23 protein-coding genes are annotated in these 21,440 nt (G+C 63.8%); 13 read left to right on the forward strand and 10 right to left on the reverse strand.

All coding sequences use genetic code 11. From position 1 onward, the window contains the following. The first annotated feature begins 185 nt into the window (after positions 1-185). From ACEN8U_RS18470 to ACEN8U_RS18480, 3 genes are all read left to right on the forward strand, one after another. On the forward strand, positions 186-935 hold the full coding sequence (locus tag ACEN8U_RS18470) for an electron transfer flavoprotein subunit beta/FixA family protein (RefSeq protein ID WP_028360816.1): 750 nt from the start codon (positions 186-188) through the stop codon (positions 933-935). Positions 936-951: 16 nt separating this feature from the next. After that, complete coding sequence (locus ACEN8U_RS18475) at positions 952-1,887, forward strand: electron transfer flavoprotein subunit alpha/FixB family protein (protein ID WP_015003456.1); 936 nt, start codon at positions 952-954, stop codon at positions 1,885-1,887. A 120-nt stretch (positions 1,888-2,007) separates the two neighbouring features. Further along, positions 2,008-3,798, forward strand: coding sequence for an acyl-CoA dehydrogenase (locus tag ACEN8U_RS18480; RefSeq protein WP_015003455.1), 1,791 nt, complete (start codon positions 2,008-2,010; stop codon positions 3,796-3,798). 145 nt (positions 3,799-3,943) lie between these two features. Here the strand turns inward: ACEN8U_RS18480 and ACEN8U_RS18485 are convergent, their stop codons facing one another. Next, positions 3,944-5,230, reverse strand: coding sequence for a D-amino acid dehydrogenase (locus ACEN8U_RS18485; protein WP_041745661.1), 1,287 nt, complete (start codon positions 5,228-5,230; stop codon positions 3,944-3,946). A 167-nt stretch (positions 5,231-5,397) separates the two neighbouring features. Between ACEN8U_RS18485 and ACEN8U_RS18490 the strand changes: the two genes are divergently transcribed. Both ACEN8U_RS18490 and ACEN8U_RS18495 read left to right on the forward strand, forming a co-directional pair. Beyond that, a complete protein-coding gene (locus ACEN8U_RS18490) occupies positions 5,398-5,898 on the forward strand; it encodes an Lrp/AsnC ligand binding domain-containing protein (RefSeq protein WP_015003453.1) in 501 nt (166 codons plus the stop codon). Positions 5,899-6,026: 128 nt separating this feature from the next. Further along, positions 6,027-7,172, forward strand: coding sequence for a PA0069 family radical SAM protein (locus tag ACEN8U_RS18495; RefSeq protein ID WP_015003452.1), 1,146 nt, complete (start codon positions 6,027-6,029; stop codon positions 7,170-7,172). A gap of 25 nt (positions 7,173-7,197) precedes the next feature. On the opposite strand, the gene ACEN8U_RS18500 is transcribed toward ACEN8U_RS18495, so the two are convergent. Next, positions 7,198-7,665: an NINE protein gene (locus ACEN8U_RS18500; protein WP_015003451.1), complete on the reverse strand. Its 468-nt coding sequence runs from the start codon at positions 7,663-7,665 to the stop codon at positions 7,198-7,200. Between the two features lie 264 nt (positions 7,666-7,929). Further along, entirely contained in the window at positions 7,930-9,105 is a 1,176-nt protein-coding gene (locus ACEN8U_RS18505; protein ID WP_041745659.1) for a PQQ-dependent sugar dehydrogenase, read from the reverse strand. Between the two features lie 177 nt (positions 9,106-9,282). On the opposite strand from ACEN8U_RS18505, the gene rpsP reads away from it, so the two are divergent. The 6 genes from rpsP (at position 9,283) to ACEN8U_RS18535 (ending at position 13,617) form a co-directional block, all read left to right on the forward strand. Continuing rightward, positions 9,283-9,537, forward strand: a complete 255-nt coding sequence (rpsP, locus tag ACEN8U_RS18510) for a 30S ribosomal protein S16 (RefSeq protein WP_013340116.1) — start codon at positions 9,283-9,285, stop codon at positions 9,535-9,537. A gap of 144 nt (positions 9,538-9,681) precedes the next feature. After that, on the forward strand, positions 9,682-10,416 hold the full coding sequence (rimM, locus tag ACEN8U_RS18515; protein ID WP_041745657.1) for a ribosome maturation factor RimM: 735 nt from the start codon (positions 9,682-9,684) through the stop codon (positions 10,414-10,416). A gap of 38 nt (positions 10,417-10,454) precedes the next feature. Further along, a complete protein-coding gene (gene trmD / locus ACEN8U_RS18520) occupies positions 10,455-11,222 on the forward strand; it encodes a tRNA (guanosine(37)-N1)-methyltransferase TrmD (RefSeq protein WP_015003448.1) in 768 nt (255 codons plus the stop codon). 145 nt (positions 11,223-11,367) lie between these two features. After that, entirely contained in the window at positions 11,368-11,754 is a 387-nt protein-coding gene (gene rplS, locus ACEN8U_RS18525) for a 50S ribosomal protein L19 (RefSeq protein WP_013340112.1), read from the forward strand. A 91-nt stretch (positions 11,755-11,845) separates the two neighbouring features. Then, the gene (locus ACEN8U_RS18530; RefSeq protein WP_015003446.1) at positions 11,846-12,565 is read left to right on the forward strand and encodes an NUDIX hydrolase; all 720 of its coding nucleotides are present in this window, start codon (positions 11,846-11,848) and stop codon (positions 12,563-12,565) included. 113 nt (positions 12,566-12,678) lie between these two features. Continuing rightward, a complete protein-coding gene (locus ACEN8U_RS18535; RefSeq protein WP_013589212.1) occupies positions 12,679-13,617 on the forward strand; it encodes a CobD/CbiB family protein in 939 nt (312 codons plus the stop codon). A gap of 117 nt (positions 13,618-13,734) precedes the next feature. Here the strand turns inward: ACEN8U_RS18535 and ACEN8U_RS18540 are convergent, their stop codons facing one another. Genes ACEN8U_RS18540 through ACEN8U_RS18550 form a run of 3 tightly spaced genes read right to left on the reverse strand, consistent with a single transcriptional unit; the run spans position 13,735 to position 16,284 of the window. Next, complete coding sequence (locus ACEN8U_RS18540) at positions 13,735-14,055, reverse strand: putative signal transducing protein (RefSeq protein ID WP_015003444.1); 321 nt, start codon at positions 14,053-14,055, stop codon at positions 13,735-13,737. A gap of 1 nt (position 14,056) precedes the next feature. Next, positions 14,057-15,028, reverse strand: coding sequence for a ribosome small subunit-dependent GTPase A (gene rsgA / locus ACEN8U_RS18545; protein ID WP_015003443.1), 972 nt, complete (start codon positions 15,026-15,028; stop codon positions 14,057-14,059). Then, positions 15,025-16,284 (reverse strand): M48 family metallopeptidase, encoded by a 1,260-nt coding sequence (locus ACEN8U_RS18550; RefSeq protein ID WP_015003442.1) that lies wholly within the window; start codon positions 16,282-16,284, stop codon positions 15,025-15,027. Before ACEN8U_RS18550 ends, rsgA begins: the two co-directional genes overlap by 4 nt. 165 nt (positions 16,285-16,449) lie before the next feature. On the opposite strand from ACEN8U_RS18550, the gene orn reads away from it, so the two are divergent. Further along, on the forward strand, positions 16,450-17,061 hold the full coding sequence (gene orn / locus ACEN8U_RS18555; protein WP_015003441.1) for an oligoribonuclease: 612 nt from the start codon (positions 16,450-16,452) through the stop codon (positions 17,059-17,061). A gap of 15 nt (positions 17,062-17,076) precedes the next feature. Here the strand turns inward: orn and mog are convergent, their stop codons facing one another. Both mog and yjgA read right to left on the reverse strand, forming a co-directional pair. Then, on the reverse strand, positions 17,077-17,733 hold the full coding sequence (mog, locus tag ACEN8U_RS18560; RefSeq protein ID WP_015003440.1) for a molybdopterin adenylyltransferase: 657 nt from the start codon (positions 17,731-17,733) through the stop codon (positions 17,077-17,079). After that, positions 17,714-18,325 (reverse strand): ribosome biogenesis factor YjgA, encoded by a 612-nt coding sequence (yjgA, locus tag ACEN8U_RS18565; protein WP_015003439.1) that lies wholly within the window; start codon positions 18,323-18,325, stop codon positions 17,714-17,716. The genes mog and yjgA overlap by 20 nt, the downstream gene beginning before the upstream one ends. A gap of 268 nt (positions 18,326-18,593) precedes the next feature. On the opposite strand from yjgA, the gene pmbA reads away from it, so the two are divergent. Next, positions 18,594-19,964, forward strand: a complete 1,371-nt coding sequence (pmbA, locus tag ACEN8U_RS18570; protein ID WP_013589205.1) for a metalloprotease PmbA — start codon at positions 18,594-18,596, stop codon at positions 19,962-19,964. A 36-nt stretch (positions 19,965-20,000) separates the two neighbouring features. On the opposite strand, the gene ACEN8U_RS18575 is transcribed toward pmbA, so the two are convergent. Together ACEN8U_RS18575 and ACEN8U_RS18580 are read right to left on the reverse strand one after the other, a co-directional pair. After that, complete coding sequence (locus ACEN8U_RS18575) at positions 20,001-20,501, reverse strand: dihydrofolate reductase (protein ID WP_013589204.1); 501 nt, start codon at positions 20,499-20,501, stop codon at positions 20,001-20,003. A 115-nt stretch (positions 20,502-20,616) separates the two neighbouring features. Further along, entirely contained in the window at positions 20,617-20,964 is a 348-nt protein-coding gene (locus ACEN8U_RS18580; RefSeq protein ID WP_081588224.1) for a hypothetical protein, read from the reverse strand. Positions 20,965-21,440: the final 476 nt, after the last annotated feature.

Consider the following 21,440-nt stretch of genomic DNA (forward strand, 5'->3'; position numbering starts at 1 on the left):
GTGAGTCGGAACCCGGGGTTGTCGCCCGGGTTTTTTCGCGGTTAAAATAGAACGATCGTTCGATATTGCCGTCACGCCGCTGGGGAGCGATATCCTCCTGCTAGAGCGCCCGCGAGACGGCTGCCCCGAGGGCAGTCGTTATAATGTTCGCTGGGTTGACGTATTCGTAACTTTGGAGCGTGTGCATGAAAATCCTGGTGCCAGTGAAGAGAGTGGTCGACTACAACGTGAAGGTCCGGGTGAAGTCGGACGGCACGGGCGTCGATATCGCGAACGTGAAGATGTCGATGAATCCGTTCGACGAAATCGCGGTGGAAGAAGCGGTGCGTCTGAAGGAAGCGGGCGTGGCGACGGAAGTGATCGCCGTGTCGGCGGGCGTGACGCAGTCGCAGGAAACGCTGCGCACGGCGCTCGCCATCGGCGCGGATCGCGCGATCCTGATCGAGTCCAATGAAGAGCTGCAGCCGCTCGCGGTCGCGAAGCTGCTGAAGGCGCTGGTCGACAAGGAACAGCCGCAACTAGTCATTCTCGGCAAGCAGGCGATCGACGACGATTCGAACCAGACGGGCCAGATGCTGGCCGCGCTGGCTGGCCTGCCGCAGGCGACGTTTGCGTCGAAGGTCGTGGTCGCGGACGGCAAGGCCACCGTGTCGCGCGAAGTCGACGGCGGCGCGGAAACGCTGTCTTTGACACTCCCCGCTGTCGTCACGACCGATCTGCGCCTGAACGAGCCGCGCTATGTGACGCTGCCGAACATCATGAAGGCCAAGAAAAAGCCCCTGGAAACGATCAAGCCCGAAGACCTGGGCGTCGACGTGACGCCGCGTCTGAAGACGCTGAAGGTCGCCGAGCCGCCCAAGCGCTCCGCCGGTGTGAAGGTGCCGGATGTGAAGACGCTGGTCGAGAAGCTGAAGACCGAAGCCAAGGTGCTGTGACAGGGAGACAGGGCAAATGACGAATCTGGTAATTGCAGAACACGACAATGCGTCGATCAAGGCCGCGACGCTGCACACCATTGCAGCCGCGCAGAAGATCGGCGGCGACATTCACCTGCTGGTGGCCGGCCACCACGCGCAGGCAGCAGCCGACGCAGCGGCGAAAATTGCGGGCGTCAGCAAAGTGCTGCTCGCCGACGCGCCGCAACTCGCCGAAGGTCTCGCGGAAAACGTCGAGGCCACGGTGCTGAACATCGCGAAGGACTACTCGCACATCCTCACCGCCGCGACCGCGTACGGCAAGAACATCGCGCCGCGTATCGCCGCGAAGCTCGACGTCGCGCAGATCAGCGACATCACGGCGGTCGATTCGGCCGATACGTTCGAGCGCCCGATCTACGCCGGTAATGCGATTGCAACGGTGCAATCCCAGGACCCGATCAAGGTCATCACGGTCCGCACCACCGGTTTCGACGCGGTCGCGGCCGAAGGCGGCAGCGCATCGGTCGAGAAGATCGAAGCGGCAGCCGACGCAGGCATCTCGCAGTTCGTGAGCCGCGAAGTCACGAAGCTGGACCGTCCGGAATTGACGTCGGCGAAGATCATCGTCTCCGGCGGCCGCGGGCTCGGTAACGGCGAAAACTACACGCAGGTTCTGGAGCCCCTCGCCGATAAGCTCAACGCGGCGCTGGGTGCATCGCGCGCGGCGGTGGACGCGGGCTTCGTGCCGAACGACTATCAGGTCGGTCAGACGGGCAAAATCGTCGCACCGCAACTGTATGTAGCCGTGGGCATTTCGGGCGCGATCCAGCATCTGGCCGGTATGAAGGACAGCAAGGTCATCGTCGCGATTAACAAGGACCCCGAAGCGCCGATTTTCAGCGTCGCGGACTATGGGCTGGTGGGCGACCTGTTCACACTCGTGCCGGAACTCGTGAACGAACTCGGCTAAGCGTCCCGGCGCCACATCAAGCCATCTAACAAGCCATACGAGGCGTTTGGCGACACGCGAAGGGCGCAGGACCGAACAAGTCCCGCGCCCTTTTTCCATCACGCAGGAGGAGAACAGAAAATGAGCTATACGGCGCCCATCAAGGACATGCTGTTCGTGATGAAGGAACTGGCGAACCTCGAACAGATTGCGACGCTGCCGGGCTTCGAAGACGCGAATCTCGACACTGCTCAGGCCGTGCTGGAAGAGTCGGCGAAACTGTGCGGGGAAGTGCTGGCTCCGCTAAACGTCGAGGGCGACCGCAACCCGAGCAGCTGGAAGGACGGCGTGGTCACCGCGACGCCCGGCTTCAGGGACGCGTTTCGCCAGTTTGCCGAAGGCGGCTGGCAAGGCGTGCAGCATCCGGTCGACTACGACGGCCAGGGCCTGCCCAAGCTGATCGCCACGCCTTGCGTGGAAATGCTGAACGCGTCGAATCTGTCGTTCGCGCTGTGTCCTTTGCTCACGGACGGCGCGATCGAAGCACTGCTGACCGCCGGCAGCGACGCGCAAAAACAGACCTATGTGCCCAAGCTGATTTCCGGCGAATGGACCGGCACGATGAACCTCACGGAGCCGCAGGCGGGCTCCGATCTCGCGCTCGTGCGCACGCGCGCCGAGCCGCAAGGCGACGGTTCGTTCCGGATCTTCGGCACGAAGATTTTCATTACGTGGGGCGAGCATGACATGGCGAAGAACATCGCGCATCTCGTGCTGGCCCGCACGCCGAACGCGCCCGAGGGCGTCAAGGGCATCTCGCTTTTCATCGTGCCGAAGTTTCTCGTGAATGAAGACGGGTCGCTCGGCGAGCGCAACGACGTGCACTGCGTCTCGATCGAGCACAAGCTCGGCATCAAAGCGAGTCCGACCGCCGTGCTGCAATTCGGCGATCACGGCGGCGCGATCGGGCATCTGATCGGCGAAGAAAATCGCGGCCTCGAGTACATGTTCATCATGATGAACGCGGCGCGCTTTGCGGTGGGCATGCAGGGCGTCGGCGTGTCGGAACGCGCCTATCAGAAGGCAGCCGCCTATGCGAAGGAACGTGTGCAAAGCCGTCCCGTCGACGGCTCCGCGAAACAGTCTGTCGCGATCATCGAGCATCCCGACGTGCGCCGCATGCTCTCTACCATGCGCGCGCTCACCGAGGCGTCGCGCGCACTCGCCTATGTGGCGGCCGCGCACAGCGACATTGCGCATCGCCATCCCGACGAAGCGAAGCGCGCCGAACATCAGGCGATTTACGAATTCCTCGTGCCGATCGTGAAGGGCTGGAGCACCGAATCGTCGATCGACGTGACGAGCCTCGGCGTTCAGGTTCACGGCGGCATGGGCTTCATCGAAGAAACGGGCGCCGCGCAGTATTACCGTGATGCCCGCATTCTGCCCATTTACGAAGGCACGACCGCGATCCAGGCGAACGACCTGGTCGGACGCAAGACCGTGCGCGACGGCGGCAAGGTCGCGAAGGCGCTGCTTGCCGAGGTGGCCCAAACGGTCGAGGCGCTTGGCTCGCAACCGGGCGCGGCCTTCGAGTCGATGAAGAAGTATCTTGCGCAGGGCGAGCGTTCGTTGAGCGCGGCGGTCGACTTCGTCGTGGCAAACACGAAGCGGGATCCGAACGCCGTGTTCGCGGGCAGCGTGCCGTATCTGAAGCTCGCCGGCATTGTGCTCGGCGGCTGGCAAATGGCGCGCGCGCTGCTCGTCGCCAATCAGAAGCGCGACGAAGATCCTCAGTTCTACGGCGCCAAGATCGCGACCGCCCAGTTCTATGCCGAGCATGTGTTGCCGCTCGCGAGCGCGCTGGAGGCGTCGATTGTGAGTGCGAAGGGCGGCGAGGGCGTGTTGGGTTTGTCGGTGGATCAATTCTGATGCAGCTTCGGATCTGACGCAAACTGCTGCCGGAATAGAAACGGCGCCTTGTAGGAAGGCGCCGTTTCTTTTTGCCGAGCCGGTTTGTGCGATCAGAAACTGCTGTCAGATGCGCCGCCGAGCATGGCGCTCGGCGCGCGCAACTTCACGCATAAGCCGGGCGAGGCGTGCCGCCGGTCTCGCCGAGATAGCGATGCACCGACAAGTCGTCTGCCTTGATCGCCGGCTGTTTGCCTGACATCACGTCGGCAAGCAACTGGCCGGAACCGCAGGACATCGTCCAGCCGAGTGTGCCGTGACCCGTGTTCAGGAACAGATTGGGCACCGGCGTACGGCCGACGATAGGCGTGCCGTCCGGCGTCATGGGGCGCAGGCCGGTCCAGAAGCTGGCCTTTGACGTATCGCCGCCGCCCGGGAACAGATCGTTCACGCACAGTTCGAGCGTTTCACGGCGGGCTTGCCGCAACGACTTGTCGAAGCCGACGATCTCAGCCATGCCGCCGACGCGGATCCGGTTGTCGAAGCGGGTGATCGCGATCTTGTAGGTTTCGTCAAGCACCGTGGAGACCGGCGCCGCGGCTTCATTGACAATCGGCGCGGTGATCGAATACCCCTTCAGCGGATACACCGGAATTTTCACAAGGCCGGAGAGGAATTTCGTCGAGTAAGAACCCAGCGCGACGACGAACGAATCAGCACGCACGAGTTCTCCGCCGCATTGCACGCCGGCGATCCGGTCGCCGGCCATGGCGAGCGCGTCGATCGGCGTGTTGTAGCGGAATTTGACGCCCATCTGCTCGGCGAGCGCGGCGAGGCGCGTAGTGAACATCTGACAGTCGCCGGTTTCGTCGCCCGGCAGGCGCAGGCCGCCCGTGAGTTTGTGCGAGACCGCGGCGAGCGCCGGCTCGGCCTGCGCGAGTTCAGCCGCCGAGAGCAGTTCGTACGGCACGTTCGCTTCGCGCAGCACGGCGATGTCTTTCGCCGCGCCGTCGAACTGCTGTTGCGTGCGGAAGACCTGCAGCGTGCCGCCCGTACGGCCTTCGTACTGAATGCCGGTTTCCGCGCGCAGCGCCTGCAGGCAATCGCGGCTATATTCCGCGAGGCGGACCATCCGGCCTTTGTTGACCGCGTAGCGCGAAGCCGTGCAGTTCTGCAGCATCTGCCACATCCACTGCAACTGGAACTGCGTGCCGTCGAGGCGGATGGCGAGCGGCGCGTGTTTCTGGAACATCCACTTGACGGCCTTCAGCGGCACGCCGGGCGCGGCCCACGGCGACGCATAGCCCGGCGAGATCTGGCCGGCGTTGGCGAAACTGGTTTCGAGCGCGGGGCCCGCTTCACGATCGATAACCGTCACTTCGTGACCCGCTCGCGCCAGATAATACGCACTCGTCACCCCGACGACGCCACTACCCAAAACGACGACTCGCATAGCTGCTCCAGAAAATTCGCAAGGATTTGAAGGGCGGTGCGTGCGTCGGTTGGTCTGAATCATTCGATTAACGACGTGTAATGCGATGCGCCCAGTGTTAACCGCTATACTATTGGCGAGCTTGCAGGTTTTGTTATCGTATTTTTGAGAATTTCAGCAAAAACACTATGCGCACGCAACGCCAGCCGGTCCGGGCCCTCGACAAGCTCGATCACAAGATCCTCCGGTTGCTTCAACAGGACGGTCGCATGGCCATGAAAGACCTCGCCGAGCAGGTCGGCCTCTCGGTCACGCCGTGTATCGAGCGCGTCAAGCGCATGGAGCGCGACGGCGTGATCACCGGCTATTACGCCCGCGTGAACCCGGCGGAGCTGGGCGCGGCGCTGCTGGTGTTCGTGGAAATCACGCTGGATCACAAGAGCGGCAACATGTTCGACCAGTTTCGCCGCGAGGTGCAGAAGATTCCCGAGGTGCTCGAATGCCACCTGGTGTCGGGCGACTTCGACTATCTGATCAAGGCGCGCATCGGCGAAATGGCCGATTACCGCAAGCTGCTGGGCGACATCCTGTTGCAGCTTCCCGGCGCTGTGCAGTCGAAAAGCTATGTGGTGATGGAGGAGATCAAGGAAACCCTGACCATTCCGGTGGGAGACGACGCGATGCGTTAGGCCTTCCGGAAGGGCTCGACAAACGGCGTAAACACTGTATATTTATACAGGTGTTTGCGCCGTTTTGTTTTCTGCCTGGGTCTGCCTGTTTCTGCCTGTGCCCATGTTCTGCCTGTTGCTGATGAGCCGTGACTGAACCCGATACCTCTTCCGCCGCCGAGTTTGTCATCGCGCCGCCCGTGCCCCGCAAAGGCCGCGGCGCGGTGACCAACGTGCAAGGCCGCTACGAAGTCGATCAGCGCGAGGCCGTGGACGACGGCTGGGTTGCCACGGCGGACGAAAGCGAACCGCCCAAGGTGCTGCGCACGCAGGTGTTCGAAGAACGGGCGAAAAGCATTCTGACGCGTAATACGTCGCCGGATATTCCGTTTGGCGTGTCGTTAAATCCATATCGCGGTTGCGAGCATGGCTGCATCTATTGTTTTGCGCGGCCCACGCACAGTTATCTCGGACTCTCGCCGGGGCTCGACTTCGAAAGCCGGATCTATGCAAAGGTCAACGCGCCTGAGTTGCTCGAGCGCGAACTGTCGAAAAAGTCATACGAGCCGGAGCCCATCGCGCTTGGCGTCAACACCGACGCGTGGCAGCCCGCCGAGCGCGACTGGCGGCTCACACGTCGGGTGGTCGAGGTCCTGAGCGAGCGCAATCATCCGTTCGCGGCGATTACCAAGTCGTCGCTGATCGAGCGCGACCTGGATCTGCTCGCGCCCATGGCGGCCCGCGGCCAATTCATGGCGGCGATCACCATCACCACACTAGACGCGGACATTGCGCGCACGCTCGAACCGCGCGCGGCCACGCCGTCGCGGCGCCTACGCACCATTCGCACACTGAGCGAGGCGGGCATTCCAGTCGGCGTCAGCATTGCGCCCGTCATCCCGTTTGTCACCGAACCGGACATGGAGCGCGTGCTGGAAGCTTGCGCGGAAGCCGGAGCGTGCAACGCGAGCTATATCGTGCTGCGTCTGCCGTGGGAGGTTGCGCCGCTTTTCAAAGACTGGCTTGCTGCGCATTTTCCGGATCGCGCCGAGCGGGTCATGGCGCGCGTGCGGGATATGCGCGGTGGCAAAGACTACGACTCGGCTTTCTCCACCCGAATGAAGGGCGAAGGCTTGTGGGCAGACCTGCTGAAGCAGCGATTCCACAAGGCCGTTCGCCGTTTGGGGCTCAACCAGCGCGACCGGGGCATTCTGGATATGTCCCATTTCAAGCGGAACGAGGCGCCGCGAGTCCCGGTCCCCCGTCCTGACAAGCGGCAACTCGATCTTTTCTAGCGTATCGGGGGGGGGCGTGCCGCCGCTATTGGGACAGCGCCTTTGCTGCCTGCACTTGCGTTTCGAAGTAGGTCTGGAAGGAAATGGCGAGACCGGTCATGAGCAGAAAGGCGCCGATCAGCAGCGAAAAGATCACCACGAAGATAACGGTCCACCCCGAGCGGCTTTTCCGCTGCGTGTGCGCGTTGAATTGCCGGTCCCACTTGTCGTCCGGCCGCAGCCCGTAGACGATCGCGGCGAGAAATGCGGCCAGAATCGATACGGCGCCCGGAAAGGCAAGCACCCAGCCGAGCGTTGAAGCGCGTTCGCTGGCTACCAGCAGCATCGCGCCGGGAATGCCGAGCAGCGTGCCGATAATATGCGCCCAGCCGTAGATGTCGCGCGGGCCGTAAAGATAAAAGCGGTGCGCGCCGAGCGTGCCCAGGAAGAAAGCCAGCGCAGCTGTGATCGTTTTGGAGCGGAAGTAAGTCGAGGTCGAGAAAGACGTGGACATGTAAGAGAGGTCAGAGTGACAGGCGGTTGAAAACCGGCGCTCGGTAATGGGGAGGTGATAGGGAGGTAATGGGCGGTAGCGGGCGGTGAAAGCAGTGGCGAAACGGGTGGCGATAACGGGCGGTGAAAACAGCCGATGAACAAGCGCGGCGCACCGTTGCGCGCGGACCGTCGCGCATTCTACGCCGGGCGTGTGCCGGCGGTCACGCGGCGTTCCGCCTCAGGGCGGCGCGCTTGGATTGTGTCCTCACGGCAACGTGGGCAGTCAATGTGCCGGGTAACTGACACGATAGATAGCGCCGGCGTAATCGTCGCTAATGAGCAATGAGCCGTCGGGTAGCGGCAGAACGTCGGCTGGGCGGCCCCAGACGGTTTCGCCGGACTGAAGCCAGCCCTCGGCGAACACCTCTTGTCGCGCATGGCTGCCGTCCGGGTCAGTGACGACTCGCACCACGCGGTAGCCGGCCTTCTTGCTGCGGTTCCATGACCCGTGCTCGGCAATGAAAATGTTGTCGCGATAGTCGGGCGGGAACATCGAGCCGCTATAAAAGCGCATGCCGAGCGCAGCGACATGCGCGCCCAGCTTCACCACCGGCGGCGTGAACGCGTTGCAGGGGTGCCCCGCGCCGAACTCAGGATCGGCTATCACGCCGGCGTGGCAGTAGGGAAAGCCGAAATCCAGGCCGGCGCGCGAGGCACGGTTGAGCTCGTCGTCCGGTAGATCGTCGCCTAGCAGATCGCGACCGTTGTCGGTGAACCAGAGCTCGCGCGTCGCCGGATGCCATGCAAAGCCGACGGAGTTGCGCACGCCGCGCGCCACCACTTCGTAGTGGCTGCCGTCCGGGTCCATGCGGCCGATCAGCCCATAGCGGTCGCGGTCCTTCAGGCAGACGTTGCAGGGCGCTCCCTGCGGGACATAGAGCTTGCCGTCCGGGCCGAACGCAATGAATTTCGCGCCGTGATGGGTTTCGGAGGGCAATGTGTCGGTGACCACGGCGGGCTGCGGCGGCGCATTGAGGCGCGTGTCGATCGAGTCCAGGCGTAGAATTCGCGACACCGCCGAGACATAGAGCGCGCCGTTGTGCCATGCCACGCCTATCGGAGCTTCGAGGCCGGTCGCCACCACATGGCGCGCGGCAACGCGTGCGCCTTGCAGTTCGAGCGCATAGACGTGACCGTCCAGACTGCCTATATAGAGAATGCCCTTTGGTGAGAGCGCCATGGCTCGCGCGCTCGGCACCGCGTCCGAGAGGACTTCGATGCGAAAGCCCGGCGGCAGTTTGATGCGCTCCACAGGCGGCGCGGCCAGGGCCTGGCAGGCGAAGGTGGTCAGCAATGCAGCGGCTGCCGGGCGAAAACCGTGCGTAAGGCAGACAGACGCGGTGCGACAAGCGAAAAAGAGGAGCGCAAGGGCAGTTCGCGGCTGGGATTTCACGGGCACTCCGTCAGGTTGTTCAGGCGTTTGCGCGAGGGCCGGCGCGAGGTTCCGAGCCCGCGCTGTAGGGGCGGCGCAACCCGATTGCTCAGTTTATCCCGGTAAGTGTTTGTTATGGCGTCAGTTTCCCGCTATAATCGCGTGTTTCAGTCGTTCCGAACCCCGGTTTTCAAGGATTCTAGTATGGTCATCATCCGCTTGGCTCGTGGCGGCTCCAAGAAGCGCCCGTTCTACAACATCGTCGCAACCGACTCGCGTAACCGTCGTGACGGCCGCTTCATCGAGCGCGTTGGCTTCTACAACCCGATCGCTACGAAGGGCGAAGCTCTGCGTATCGCTCAAGACCGCCTGACGTATTGGCAAGGCGTTGGCGCACAACTGTCGCCGACCGTCGAGCGTCTCGTGAAAGAAGCGCAAAAGGCGCAGCCGGCTGCTTAATGGTAGCTCGCGTGCGTATCGGCGTCGGTTTGGCCGGCGGCTCGCGCCATCCGCGTGAGCAGTCCGATGCGCAAGAAGTTTTGCCGAAACTGGCGTCGAAGCTGGTAGCGCGGCTCAAGCTGAGATTTAGTCTGAGGTTTGGTCATGTCTGAGCGTGGTTCCGGCAGTTCAGGTCGCGCGAAGGCAAAAGAGGCAAGCCCGCGCGCAAAGACGTCTGGCGAGGCGCCATTCGGTGCATTCGTCCGCAAGCCGGGCGAGCGGGCTGGAGGCAAGGCGAAAGCCAATGTGGCAAACGCCGCTTCCGAGGCAGCAGCCATGCGCCCGGAAACGGCGGAGAGTTGGCCGGCTGACGCGGTCGAAGTCGGCGCAATCGTCGACGCTTACGGCCTCAAAGGCTGGGTCAAGGTGGCCGCGCATGCGGATGCCGGCCAGGGCGGCGACGCGTTGCTGAGCGCAAAGCGCTGGTGGCTCATGAAGGGCCGCGAGCGCCAATCCGCGCCGTCGCTGCAGGCAAAACTGCATAGCGATAGTGTGGTGGCCCATCTGGGCGGCGTCGCTGACCGCGACGCGGCGCTGGCATTGCGCGGCTCCCGCGTCTATATCAGCCGCAGCGAATTCCCGGCGCTCGAAGCCGACGAGTTTTACTGGGTCGACCTGATCGGCCTCGAGGTAGTGAATCTTGCCGGGGCGAATCTCGGCAAGGTGGCTGGCATGATCGACAACGGCGCGCACTCGGTGCTGCGCGTCGAATATCCGGCGGCCGACAAAACCGGCAAGCCGGTCGCCGCCGAACGTTTGATCCCGTTCGTCGGTGTGTTTGTCAAAGCGGTCGACCAGGCGGCGAAGCAGATCACCGTCGAATGGGAAGCCGATTATTGATAGTTGAGCAAATCGAGTTCGCTAAAACGGAGAGAGCGATGCAGTTCGATGTCGTCACGCTCTTTCCCGACATGTTCCGCGCGCTGACCGACTGGGGCATTACCAGCCGGGCAGCAAAGCAGCAGCGCTATGGGTTGCGTACGTGGAATCCGCGTGATTTCACCACCGACAACTACCGCACGATCGACGATCGCCCGTACGGCGGCGGGCCCGGCATGGTGATGCTGGCCAAGCCTCTGGAAGACGCGATCGCAGCGGCCAAAGCGGCGCAGGCGGAGCAGGGTATCGGCGCACCGCGTGTCGTGATGATGTCGCCGCAAGGCGCCACGCTGAATCACGAGCGTGTGATGAAGTTTGCCGAACAACCCGGGCTGATCCTGCTGTGCGGCCGCTACGAGGCGATCGACCAGCGCCTGCTCGACCGGGTTGTCGACGAAGAAGTCAGTCTGGGCGACTTCGTGCTGTCGGGCGGCGAGTTGCCGGCCATGGCCTTGATGGATGCCGTCGTGCGTCAGTTGCCGGGTGTGCTCAACGACTCGCAATCGGCGGTGCAGGATAGTTTTGTCGACGTACTGCTCGATTGTCCGCACTACACACGGCCCGAGGAATATCAGGGCGTGCGTGTGCCCGATGTGCTGCTCGGCGGCCATCATGCGGAGATTGAAGCGTGGCGTCGGCGCGAAGCTTTGCGCAATACGTTGCGCAAGCGGCCCGACCTGATTGTCAAGGCCAGAAAGAACAAGATGTTGAGCCGTGCCGACGAGGCATGGCTCGCAAGTCTCGCACAGGAAGAGCCGAAGGCGTAAAGCCCCGGTCTTTCGAGCGGACACCGGGCGGCGCCGTACATGCGTGTGCGGCGCCTGATGTGAACCCATCCTCTATCGGGGCCGTAGCCGGGCATGTCATGCCAGGCAGGTACGAACGCCGACAAGATGGACTTAGGAGTCAGTGATGAATCTGATTGCAAAACTCGAGCAGGAAGAAATCGCGCGCGCCCTCGGCGAAAAGACCATCCCCGAATTCGCCCCCGGCGACACGGTGGTTGTCAGCGTGAACGTGGTTGAAGGTACGCGTAAGCGTGTCCAGGCTTACGAAGGCGTCGTGATCGCCAAGCGTAACCGTGGTCTGAATTCGTCGTTTATCGTCCGCAAGATTTCGTCGGGCGAAGGCGTCGAGCGTACGTTCCAGACGTACTCGCCGCTGCTGGCAAGCATCGTCGTGAAGCGTCGCGGCGACGTGCGTCGTGCAAAGCTGTACTACCTGCGCGACCGTTCGGGCAAGTCGGCTCGAATCAAGGAAAAGCTGGTCTCGAAAGACCGCGCTGCTTCCCAGGCGTAAATGCTGTAAGGAAAAGCACCCCTCGCGGGTGCTTTTTTGTTGGCCAGGTCAAAATAGCGGCATCGCCTCCATCCGTCATTCGAGAGATCCGTTGATCCGCCCCGTCTTTGAACCTCAAACGCTGCCCGTCGAAGCAACGGGCGCTCATCTACCGCCGGTCGCGGCGGAGCGGCTTACGCCAGACGGTCTGCGCGCCCGCTTCGAACAGTCGCTTTCGTGGACCCCTGAGCCGATCGTCGAAGCGCCCTGGCGCGACATTCGCGCCGACCCTCGGGTCGCCTCCGTCCTCGTGCCGCTCGTGATTCGCGCGCATGGCCTGACCGTGCTGCTGACGCAGCGGGCCGATCATCTGAACGACCACGCCGGCCAGGTCAGCTTTCCGGGCGGCCGTCAGGAGCCTTTCGATGCCGACGCCACCGCCACCGCTTTGCGCGAGGCGGAAGAGGAGGTCGGCCTCGCGCCTTCGCGTGTGGAAGTACTCGGTGCGCTGCCCGACTATTTGACGGGCACGGGCTTTCGCGTGACGCCCGTGATCGGTCTCGTCCACCCGCCGTTCGCGTTGAAAGCGGACGCGCTCGAGGTCGCGGAAGTCTTCGAGGTGCCGCTCGCCTTCCTGATGAACCCGGCGCATCACGAAGAGCGGGTGTTCCGTTACGAGGGCGGCGAGCGCCGCTTTTTCGCGATGCCGTATCCACGCGGCGCGTCGCTCGAAGCAGCCGAAAAAGGCGAGAGCGGCACGGGCAGCCATTATTTCATCTGGGGCGCGACGGCCGCGATGCTGCGCAACTTCTATCGCTTTCTCGCGGCCTGAGGCATGTCTTACAGGCACGCGTTGGGTGTTTGGCAACGTCCCCGCTCAGCGGCATCCGACCCTGTGCTATCGTTACGAAACAATCGTAAAACTCGAAAAGCACGGCGCATCGCATGACTTTTTTTTCCGTATTGCTCGCTCTCATCATTGAACAGGTGCGCGCGCTGTCGCCGAACAATCCGGTATCCGCGCTGCTTCAATATCATGCGGAGTCGGCGGCGCACGGATTCGATGCGGGCAAGCCGAAGCACGGCCTGCTTGCCTGGCTCGTCGTCGTGGTGCCCTGGACGCTGGCCGTCGCGCTCATCTACTACGTTCTCTACAACATCCATTTTGTGCTGGCGTTCCTGTGGAACGTCGCGGTGCTGTACTTCACGCTCGGTTTTCGCCAGTTCAGCCATTACTTTACGGACATCCATCTCGCGCTCAATAACGACGACGTGCCGCGCGCGCGCGAAATCCTCAACGAATGGACCGGCCTCGACACGCTCGACATGCCGGTCAGCGAGATCGTCCGCCACACGCTGATTCACGCGGTGGTGGCATCGCATCGCCATGTGTTCGGCGTGTTCTTCTGGTTTCTGATTCCGGTCGGGCCGGCGGGTGCTGTGCTGTATCGGATCGCCGAATATCTGTCGCGCACGTGGGCGCGCCCGGTCGACGATCGAACCGTCGCGTTTTCGAGCTTTGCGCAGCGTGCCTTCTTCGTGATCGACTGGGTTCCGGCGCGGCTCACGTCGCTCGGCTTTGCGATTGTCGGCAATTTCGAAGACGCGATTTACGCGTGGCGCAACCATGCGCGCCAGTGGCCGGACGCGAATGACGGCGTGCTGCTCGCCGCGGGCAGCGGGGCGCTGGGCGCGCGACTGAGCGGGCCGCTTGCCGAGCCGTCAAGCCTCGACGCACTCGCCACCGGCGACGGCGGCCCGATGCAGGTCGGCGACGATTGCACGCCGCGCACGCTGCAATCGGCGGTGGGCCTCGTCTGGCGCGCGGTCGTGCTGTGGATGATTCTGCTGCTGATGCTGACCATCGCGGTCTGGCTCGCTTGAGACGAGGCTAGCGCTTCAGGCCTCGCAAAAGGGAGTGCGCAGAAAAAAAACGGGCAGTCGCCCGTTTTTTTCGACCGCCTAACCCGCTGACCAAGCCGCAGCCGCGTGGCCGGCACCTCATCCATCCAATGGATCGCGCACCGTCCCGCACTGCCAGCACACCGTGAACTGCGCTTCCAGCTTCTCGCCGCACTGGCGGCATTGCCAACCGGGCGAGCCGGCCGCCGGGCCGCGCGATGCAGCTTCGATCAGGCGTCGCGCCAGCGCCTCGTTGCGGTCATCCACGAGCCACAATTCCGGCGCGCACTGATCCGCGGGAATGTCGCCGAGCGCGCCGTTCAGATAACGATTGTGCAGCTCGCACGCCACGCCGGCGGCCGCGAGCACGTTGACCCAATGCTGTCCGATGATGAGGTTCGGCGCGCGCATCAGCTTCATGTCAGCGCACGATCTGGCTGGCTTCATGCACGAGTTGGGCATAGAGCGCGTGCCGCTCGCGACGGATGCGGCCGTCCGCAACGGCTTCGAGAATCGCGCAGCCCGGCTCGTGCAAATGATGGCAATTGTAGAAGCGGCAGTTGGGCAGGAGCGGCCGGAATTCCGGGAACGCGCGTTCGAGCCGGCCTTCGGTCAAATGATGCAGGCCGAACTCCTGGAAGCCGGGCGAGTCGATCAGCGCGCCGGTTTTGCCGTCGTCGGCGCCTTCCGCCCCGGCGAGCGCGGCCGGCAGCGGGTAAAGCCGCGTGAAGGTCGTCGTGTGGCGTCCGCTGTTCAGTGCAGTCGAAATTTCGCGGGTGGCGACTTCGGCGTCCGGAATCAGCAGATTCACAAGCGTGGATTTGCCCATGCCCGACTGGCCGAGCAACAACGTCGAGTGACCGCGCAGATGCTCGATCAGCGCCGCGCGGGCGGCCTCGGGTTGCGCCTTGATCGACACTTCGAGCACCGTGTAGCCGAGCGCGCGATACGGCTCGAGCCGCCTGCGCGCGCCTTCGAGCGCATCGGTCACGTCGATCTTGTTCAGCACGATCAACGGCTTGAGTTCGTTGGCCTCGGCGGCAACGAGCGCACGGCCGAGCAGGTCTTCGCTGAAATGCGGTTCGGTGGCGAGCACGATCAGCAACTGGTCGAGGTTCGCCGCGAACAGCTTCGACTTGTACTGATCGGAGCGATACAGCAGATTGCGCCGCTCGCCGATTTCGACGATCACGCCTTGATCGGCCGAGGTCGGCTCGTAAATCACGCGATCGCCCACCGCCACCTCGCTGCGCTTGCCGCGCGGGAAGCACTGGAGCATCGGGCCGCCGTGTTCCGGCGCGACCAGATAGTGGCGCCCATGCGCGGCCACGACGAGTCCGCCTACGCGCGTGCCGGACGCTGCGCGCGGCGTTTGTCGGGAGCGGCCGCTCATGCGTGCCGCAACAGTCGGTCGATCCGCTGCGACGCCGGCGGATGCGAGTAATAGAACGCGGTGTAGAGCGGATCGGGCGTCAGCGTGGACGCATTGTCTTCGTACAGCTTGACGAGCGCGTTGACGAGGTCTTGCGCGTCGGTTTGCGTCGCGGCAAACGCGTCGGCCTCGAACTCGTGCTTGCGCGAGGTCAGGCTGCCGAGCGGCGTGACGAAGAACACGAACACCGGCAGTGCGAGGAAAAACAGCACGAGCGCGAGCGCGCTATTGCCGCCGACGAGCGACGGTCTCACGCCGAGCCCTTCGTAGAACCACACTTGCTGTGTGAGCCAGCCGAGCAGCGCGAGCATCGCGAGGCTGAGGGCGAAGGTGACCAGCATCCGCTTGATCACGTGACGGCGCTTGAAATGGCCGAGCTCATGCGCGAGCACCGCCTCGATTTCGCTGCCCGAGAGGCGCGCGAGCAGCGTGTCGAAGAACACGATGCGCTTGGCCGCGCCAAAGCCCGTGAAGTACGCGTTGCCGTGCGCGGAGCGGCGGCTGCCGTCCATCACGAAGAGCCCTTTGGCGGCGAAGCCGCAGCGCTTCATCAGCGCTTCGATGCGGCTTTTCAGCGCTTCGTCCCTGAGCGGCTCGAATTTGTTGAAAAGCGGCGCGATGAAAGACGGGTAGAGCACGAGCACGAGCATCTGGAAGACGACCCAGACAATCCACGTCCACAGCCACCAGAAACTTCCCGCCTGGTTCATCAGCCACAGCACGACAAAGAGCAGCGGCAGGCCGAACGCCGCGCCGAGCAACACGCCCTTCACACGGTCGACGACAAAGATGCGCAGGCTCATCCGGTTAAAGCCGAAGCGCTGCTCGATCACGAACTGGCGGTAGTAGTCGAACGGCAGGTCGATCGCGCTGGTGATAACGATGACCGCGGCGACGAGCGCGATCTGGCCGAGGTAGCCGCGGCCGAGCCAGTCGGTGACGGCGAGGTCGAGCACCTGCACGCCGCCGAGCAGCGTGAGGCTGATCAGCACGGCGGCGCCCACGACGATTTCGATCATGGTGAGGCGCGTGCGCTCGACGGTGTAGTCCGCGGCGCGCTGGTGGGCGGCCAGCGCAATCGTGCCGGCGAACTGGCTCGGCACTGCTTCGCGATGGCGCGCGACAAAGCGGATCTGCCGCGACGCGAGCCACAGCTTGGTGCCGACCATCGCCACGACGGCGACGACGAACAGGACAGTGAAGTAAAGGGTAGGCATCCGTGGATTCCGTGGTATCTATGCGAGAATTATATGTTTCTTCCCGCCTCGCAGCGGGGACCTGCTTGAACCGGCTACAACCGTCCCTAACCATCTCATACGAACCATCGCCGCAGCGCCGCAGCTTCCAGGCAAGCTTTCGGCCCGGCCCTCAGGGTTGCCTTCATGACTGACATCCTCGAAACCGCCCAACAGCCGCCGCTCGTGCGCAGCGACATGAATCTCGTCTGGCTGGACATGGAAATGACCGGGCTCGACCCCGACTCCGACCGCATCATCGAAATCGCGGTGGTGGTGACGAATTCGACGCTCGACAGAATGGTCGAAGGTCCGGTCCTCGCTATCCATCAGAGCGACGAGACGCTCGCGAAAATGGACCAGTGGAATCAGAACACGCACGGGCGCTCCGGGCTGATCGACCGCGTGAAGGCCTCGACGGTGAGCGAAGCCGACGCCACGGTGCTGATCCGCGATTTTCTGGGCGCTTACGTGCCGCCGGGCAAATCGCCGATGTGCGGCAACTCCATCTGCCAGGACCGCCGCTTCATGGCGCGCTGGATGCCGGAACTGGAGACCTTCTTCCACTACCGCAATCTCGACGTCAGCACCCTCAAGGAACTGTGCCGGCGCTGGCAGCCGGCCATTTACAAGGGCTTCCAGAAGCGCGCGATGCACACGGCGCTCGCCGACATTCACGAATCGATCGACGAGCTGAAGTACTACCGCGAGCACTTCCTGATTCCGCCCGCGCCGGACGCGTCGATGAACGCGGAATAAGCCGCGCGGAACAGCTCAGGCCGGCCGGGGCGCGCGCACCGCGCCCTTCGGGCGGAACGCCTTCACGACGTCGGCATGGGTCTCGACATACGGCCCGCCGATCAGATCGATGCAGTACGGCACCGCCGCGAAGATACCGGGCACCGCCACGGCGCCGCCGGCCTCCATGTCGCGCAAACCTTCCAGCGTTTCCTTGATCGACTTCGGCTGGCCCGGCAGGTTGATGATCAGCGCCGCGTGATCCGCCGTTTCGCGGATCACCGCCACCTGGCGCGAGAGGATCGCGGTCGGCACGAAATTCAGGCTGATCTGCCGCATCTGCTCGCCGAATCCCGGCATTTCTTTGGTGGCGACCGCGAGCGTCGCCTCGGGCGTCACGTCGCGGCGCGACGGGCCGGTGCCGCCCGTGGTGAGCACCAGATCGCAGCCGGCCTGATCGACCAGTTCGATGAGCGTGGCGGAGATGGTCGGCGCGTCGTCCTGAATCAGCCGCGTGACGACCTGCCACGGCGAACTCAGCGCGGCCCCGAGCCATTCCTGCAGCGCGGGAATGCCCTTGTCCTCATAGACGCCCGTGGACGCCCGGTCGCTGATCGACACGAGACCGATCAGGATCTCGTCCGGGTGGCTGCGCGCGAGCTTTTGCGTGGAATCAGGCGTCGCGGTCGTCATCGTCGTTTTCCTCAACGTCGTCGTCGGCGGAATCTGTCGCGGCGGCAGGGCCGTCCGCGTTCTTGATCCACTGGAACAGTTCGCGGAAGTAGCGCGGCGGCTTGTTCTGCTGCGCTTCCTTGCGGGCGTTGCGGATCAGCGTGCGGCCCTCTTGCGGATCGGCGTTCGGGTGCTGGCGGATGAATTCGGTGAGCGCGGCGTCGTCGGCGAGCAGTTTCTCGCGGGTACGCTCGATCCAGTGCAGCTTGGCCGTTTCCGCCTTATTGACGCCGTTGTACGTGTCGAGCGCGGTGCGCAGCGCCGCTGTTTCGTCGTCGAGCAGCGAGCGCATCACGCGGCCCACGTATTGCAGCTGACGGCGCTTGCCCTCGTGGTCGGTGATGCGGCGCGCCTCGCGCACGGCGTCGTCGAGTTTTTCCGGCATTGGCATGCGCTTGAGCGCATCTTTGGGCAGCGCGATCAGCGCCGCGCCCAGCTCCTGCAGCGCGTGCATTTCGCGCTTCAGCTGGGACTTGCTCGGGCGGTCGTAGCCGTTCTGGTCGACTTCCGGCTCGGCGGATTCGATGGGTTGAATGCGGGTTTTGCGTGTCATGCCGATATTGTAGCGTGCCGGACCTCGGGAACCCGCCCCGGCGCGGTATGGCGCCGCGCTCGTCGTGCGAAAAACCGTGCTGCGAAGCCAGGTGCGCGAGCGCTGAGCTTGCTATGATCGCGGGATACTTCAACGATGCCCATGCGCCTGTGATCCGTACATGAAGGAACACGAGGCACGGGCGAGGCGCACGCGAGTCGCGCGAGCAGGTGCGAGCGCGCATGGACGAATACCCGGGCCGCTCGGCCCCACAAGGACGGCAACCACAATGGCAGCAGACATGGACGTCAGGCAGCGCTTTTTTCCGCACACCCAGGATGAACTGAAGGAAATCGCCTCGGACATCCTTCGTCACGCGAAGTCGCTCGGCGGCACCGACGCCGCGACCGAAATTTCCGAAGGCGACGGCCTGTCCGTCTCCGTGCGGCGCGGCGAAGTCGAGACGATCGAGCATAACCGCGACAAGATGGTCGGCGTGACGGTGTTCATCGGCAACAAGCGCGGCAATGCGAGCACTTCGGACTTTTCGTCGCAGGCGCTGAAGGACACGGTCGCGGCGGCGTACAACATTGCCCGCTTCACCGCGGAAGACGATTGCGCCGGTCTCGCCGAAGCCGAGCTGCTCGAAACCGAACCGCGCGACCTCGACCTCTATCACCCGTGGAATCTGTCCGCCGACGAAGCGGTGGAGATCGCCCGTCGCGCGGAAGACGCCGCGTTCGCCACCGATCCGCAGATCAAGAACTCCGAGGGCGCGAGCGTGTCGGCCCAGCATTCGCAGTTCGTGCTCGCCACGTCGCGTGGTTTTCTCGCGGGCTACCCCTACTCGCGCCATTACATTGCGTGCGCGCCGATTGCCGGCAGCGGCCGCAACATGCAGCGCGACGACTGGTACACGTCCACGCGCAGCGCCGAACAGCTGGCCGATCCGGAAGCCGTCGGCCGTTACGCGGCGCAGCGGGCGCTCGCGCGCATCGGCGCGCGCGGTCTCGACACGCGCAAGGTGCCGGTGCTGTTCGAGGCGCCGCTCGCCGCCGGGCTGCTCGGCGCCTTCGTGCAGGCCACGAGCGGCGGCGCGCTGTATCGCAAGACGTCGTTTCTCGTCGACAGCCTCGGCAAGCCGGTGTTCGCGCCGCATGTGCAGATCGTCGAAGATCCGCACGTGCCGCGCGCGATGGGCAGCGCGCCGTTCGACGAGGAAGGCGTGCGCACCCGCCAGCGCTCCGTCGTGAAAGACGGCGTCGTGGAAGGCTATTTCCTTTCGACGTATTCGGCGCGCAAGCTCGGCATGCAGACCACCGGTAACGCCGGCGGCTCGCACAACCTGTCGCTGCTCAGTTCCAACACGCGCGCCGAGGACGACTTCGAGGAAATGCTGCGCAAGCTCGGCACCGGCCTGCTGCTGACCGAACTGATGGGGCAGGGCGTGAACTATGTGACGGGCGACTACTCGCGCGGCGCGTCCGGCTTTTGGGTCGAAAACGGCAAGATCCAGTATCCGGTCGAGGAAATCACGGTGGCGAGCACGCTGCAGGAGATGTTCCGCCACATCGTCGCGATCGGCGCGGATACGATCACGCGCGGCACGAAGCAAACCGGCTCGGTGCTGATCGAACGGATGACGATCGCGGGGCAGTAAGCGGTTTTTCGCTTCGGCGCCGCCGCGCCGCTCGCCTCAGTGGCTCTTGCGCCTGTAGGTCACGAACGCGTAGTCGAAATCGTTCGGCGCATCCGCGCGGTGCGTTTCGTGCGCGACTTCTTCCCACTCGTCAGGGTCGACTGCGGGGAACGTTGCGTCGCCCTGAAAATCGGCCGAAATCTCGGTGACGATCAGTTTGTCCGCCAGACGCAGTCCTTCCACATACAACTGCGCGCCGCCGATCAGAAACGCTTCGGGTGCCTGATCCTGGGCGGCGAGCTTCAGCGCTTCGTCGAGCGTGGTGGCGGCGTCGCAGCCCTGGAAGCGCCGCGTCGCGTCGCGCGTCACGACAATGTTGCGGCGTCCCGGCAATGGCCTGCCGATCGACTCGTGCGTCTTGCGCCCCATGATGATGGGCGCGCCCATGGTCGTGCGCTTGAAAAAAGCGAGGTCTTCGGGAAGTCGCCAGGGCAACTGGTTGTCGCGGCCGATCACGCCGTTGTTGGCGCGAGCGACGATCAGAGTGAGCGTCGTCATCGAATGGAAGGGGGAATGTAACCGCACCGATTCTACCTGACACCGGCGCCCGGGCCGCCGCGCGGCCTGTCTTCGGCCGCTTGCGGGCCCCGAGTGCCGCGGGGGACCACGCCAGCTATTTGCACAGATCGTCCGGCGCCAGCTGCTGCACGGTGTGGGCGGCGTCTGACGGAACTGGTAAGGGCAAAGGCAGCGGCGGAGCAATTTCGTCCCACAAAGTCACGCGCGCGGGCGCGGTCAGAGTCACGCGCGCGGGCGCGGTCAGAGTCGCGCGCGCGGGCGCGCTCAGGGTCACGCGCGCGAGCGCGGTCAGTGCGCGCCGTGGCGCCGGCGCCTCGAATGCGAAGGTGGGGTTCTGCCGCGAGCAAAGCGCGTCGGCAACCGCGGCGGGACGCCGCTCGGGCAAAAGCGCCGCGCGCAGCGCAACTGGCATCCGACGGATGCCCAACAACGGTAATCGCATGATGTGCCTCCTCAGGTACGCCAATTAGCGAAACACATGCCACCGGGCCCAATCCCTTGGCCCGTCGGCAGGCAGCCGCATCATCGCGCGGACGAATTAAACAACATTGGCTGAAAACGTTTCAGGTCTGAAACGGCGAGAAGAAAATACCTATTAAGTGTTAATTGCGGCGGTACGAACTACCTGCGCCGCTATGTATGAGAAAAGCGCTTCCACAATTGCTTATTCGTAAGCTGATTACTTATTTATCGAGCCGTGCGCCTTGCTGGGCAAGGGTAGGCGGATTAAATTCGCATAATTGTTTTCCAAGCGGCGCGCGTATAGTAAGCTCTCGGAAAGAGCTCAGAATTTAAAAAAGCCCGCTAACGGGCCGTCTCAAACACACACGCCGCTTTCTGGGGATCAGCTGTCCGCACGGAATGGAATGGCCGTTCGGTTTTTGCTATTTGCGAATCCCGAATGTGCCAGCGTGTCTG

Source organism: Paraburkholderia phenoliruptrix, from assembly GCF_047325075.1.
GTDB classification, from domain to species: Bacteria; Pseudomonadota; Gammaproteobacteria; order Burkholderiales; family Burkholderiaceae; genus Paraburkholderia; species Paraburkholderia phenoliruptrix.

What these genes read in the sequence shown, in the direction of transcription:
- ACEN8U_RS18470 (WP_028360816.1), top strand. Translation starts at nt 186, where the DNA reads ATGAAAATCCTGGTGCCAGTGAAGAGAGTGGTCGACTACAACGTGAAG.
- ACEN8U_RS18475 (WP_015003456.1), top strand. Translation starts at nt 952, where the DNA reads ATGACGAATCTGGTAATTGCAGAACACGACAATGCGTCGATCAAGGCC.
- ACEN8U_RS18480 (WP_015003455.1), top strand. Translation starts at nt 2,008, where the DNA reads ATGAGCTATACGGCGCCCATCAAGGACATGCTGTTCGTGATGAAGGAA.
- ACEN8U_RS18485 (WP_041745661.1), bottom strand. Translation starts at nt 5,230, where the DNA reads ATGCGAGTCGTCGTTTTGGGTAGTGGCGTCGTCGGGGTGACGAGTGCG.
- ACEN8U_RS18490 (WP_015003453.1), top strand. Translation starts at nt 5,398, where the DNA reads ATGCGCACGCAACGCCAGCCGGTCCGGGCCCTCGACAAGCTCGATCAC.
- ACEN8U_RS18500 (WP_015003451.1), bottom strand. Translation starts at nt 7,665, where the DNA reads ATGTCCACGTCTTTCTCGACCTCGACTTACTTCCGCTCCAAAACGATC.
- rpsP (WP_013340116.1), top strand. Translation starts at nt 9,283, where the DNA reads ATGGTCATCATCCGCTTGGCTCGTGGCGGCTCCAAGAAGCGCCCGTTC.
- rimM (WP_041745657.1), top strand. Translation starts at nt 9,682, where the DNA reads ATGTCTGAGCGTGGTTCCGGCAGTTCAGGTCGCGCGAAGGCAAAAGAG.
- trmD (WP_015003448.1), top strand. Translation starts at nt 10,455, where the DNA reads ATGCAGTTCGATGTCGTCACGCTCTTTCCCGACATGTTCCGCGCGCTG.
- rplS (WP_013340112.1), top strand. Translation starts at nt 11,368, where the DNA reads ATGAATCTGATTGCAAAACTCGAGCAGGAAGAAATCGCGCGCGCCCTC.
- ACEN8U_RS18535 (WP_013589212.1), top strand. Translation starts at nt 12,679, where the DNA reads ATGACTTTTTTTTCCGTATTGCTCGCTCTCATCATTGAACAGGTGCGC.
- ACEN8U_RS18540 (WP_015003444.1), bottom strand. Translation starts at nt 14,055, where the DNA reads ATGAAGCTGATGCGCGCGCCGAACCTCATCATCGGACAGCATTGGGTC.
- rsgA (WP_015003443.1), bottom strand. Translation starts at nt 15,028, where the DNA reads ATGAGCGGCCGCTCCCGACAAACGCCGCGCGCAGCGTCCGGCACGCGC.
- ACEN8U_RS18550 (WP_015003442.1), bottom strand. Translation starts at nt 16,284, where the DNA reads ATGCCTACCCTTTACTTCACTGTCCTGTTCGTCGTCGCCGTCGTGGCG.
- orn (WP_015003441.1), top strand. Translation starts at nt 16,450, where the DNA reads ATGACTGACATCCTCGAAACCGCCCAACAGCCGCCGCTCGTGCGCAGC.
- mog (WP_015003440.1), bottom strand. Translation starts at nt 17,733, where the DNA reads ATGACGACCGCGACGCCTGATTCCACGCAAAAGCTCGCGCGCAGCCAC.
- yjgA (WP_015003439.1), bottom strand. Translation starts at nt 18,325, where the DNA reads ATGACACGCAAAACCCGCATTCAACCCATCGAATCCGCCGAGCCGGAA.
- pmbA (WP_013589205.1), top strand. Translation starts at nt 18,594, where the DNA reads ATGGCAGCAGACATGGACGTCAGGCAGCGCTTTTTTCCGCACACCCAG.
- ACEN8U_RS18575 (WP_013589204.1), bottom strand. Translation starts at nt 20,501, where the DNA reads ATGACGACGCTCACTCTGATCGTCGCTCGCGCCAACAACGGCGTGATC.
- ACEN8U_RS18580 (WP_081588224.1), bottom strand. Translation starts at nt 20,964, where the DNA reads ATGCGATTACCGTTGTTGGGCATCCGTCGGATGCCAGTTGCGCTGCGC.